This is a genomic window from Streptomyces sp. NPDC006265 (assembly GCF_040613555.1).
Lineage (GTDB): Bacteria > Actinomycetota > Actinomycetes > Streptomycetales > Streptomycetaceae > Streptomyces.
Genome location: NZ_JBEXSH010001411.1, coordinates 1 through 1,396, shown reverse-complemented (window position 1 = coordinate 1,396; position 1,396 = coordinate 1). Strand labels below are relative to the sequence as shown.

General features: G+C 71.4%; 1 protein-coding gene and 1 pseudogene. Both read right to left on the bottom strand.

Annotated features, from left to right (window positions below; translation table 11 throughout):
* Positions 1 to 156: 156 nt before the first annotated feature.
* Positions 157 to 378: a hypothetical protein gene (locus ABZ281_RS49370; RefSeq protein ID WP_298556525.1), complete on the bottom strand. Its 222-nt coding sequence runs from the start codon at positions 376 to 378 to the stop codon at positions 157 to 159.
* A 33-nt stretch (positions 379 to 411) separates the two neighbouring features.
* Positions 412 to 1,305, bottom strand: a pseudogene (locus tag ABZ281_RS49365) (inorganic phosphate transporter); the annotation flags it as partial.
* Positions 1,306 to 1,396: the final 91 nt, after the last annotated feature.

Sequence of the window (1,396 nt, the reverse complement as noted above, 5' to 3'; positions counted from 1 at the left end):
AATTTATCCGCCCCCCCCCTAGATATACCCCCACCCCATACCACTCTTACCCTCCCCCCCGCCCTCCCTATCGGCCCCTTGCGAACACACGACGCCCGGGCGGCACGCAACCGAAGTCCCGTGCCGCCCGGCTGACACGACGTGACGTCAGGGCCCTCAGGCCACGATCAGATAGATCCCGTACCCGACGGCCGCCGCGCACGCCGCGAAACACGCGTACGCGCCGGTGACCGCGAGTCCCGCGGTCCCGCCCTCGGCCACCGCACGCTCGCGGCGCGACAGGCCTGTGATGCCGAGGGTGAACAGGCCGACGAGGGCCACGGTGATCACGAGGCTGACACCGAAGACGGAGCCGAGGGCAGCCCAGTCGATCTTCATATCGGAGACTCTTCCCTGTTGCCGGTGACGGGGTCAGACCGTGGTGGTCGTGGTCGGCGTGCGCTCGGCGGTGACCTGCGACGGGAACGCGGGGACCGGGTCCTCCGATGCCGTGGCCGAACCACCCGCCGGGGGCGGCGTCACCGCGGCCATCGCCGTGGTGACCACGCCGGCGGGCTCCGCGTCGTCGGTGTCGTTGACGTTGGTGTGGTCGACAAGCTCTCGCCGCGAGAGCTTCCAGATGGCCGCGCTGGAGGCGATGAGGAAGACGGCCACCACGGCGGTGCCCCAGCTGCCGAAGCCGGTGACGTACTCGGCGAGAGCGCCCACCAGGGCCGCCGCCGGGAGCGTCAGACCCCACGCGACGAACATCCGCGTCGCGGTGGACCAGCGGACCACGCCGCCCTTGCGGCCGAGCCCCGCGCCCATCACCGAACCGGACACGGAGTGCGTCGTGGAGAGGGAGAAACCGAGGTGCGAGGAGGCGAGGATGACCGTGGCCGCGGACGTCTGGGCGGCGAAGCCCTGCTGCGGCTGGAGGTCGGTCAGGCCCTTGCCCATGGTGCGGATGATGCGCCAGCCACCCAGGTACGTGCCGAGCGCGATGGCGAGACCCGCCGAGAGGATGACCCACATGGGCGGGTCGGAGTCGGGCGCGACGGTGCCGCCGGCGACCAGGGCGAGGGTGATGACACCCATCGTCTTCTGCGCGTCGTTGGTGCCGTGGGCCAGGGAGACCAGGCCCGCGGAGGCGATCTGGCCGGCCCGGTAGCCCTTCTTGGACGCCTTGCTGTCGGCCTTGCTGCCGAGGGAGTACGTCAGCCGTGTGGCGAGCATCGCCGCGATGCCCGCGACCAGCGGGGCGGCGATCGCCGGGATGAGCACCTTGGTGACCAGCACGTCGCCGTGTACCGCGCCGACGCCCGACCTGGTCAAGCCGGCCGGCCTCAGGGAGATCGCCTCCTACGCGCAGGGCATCGGCCCGACTCTGGACCTGGTCATCCCGCGCGACGCCCAG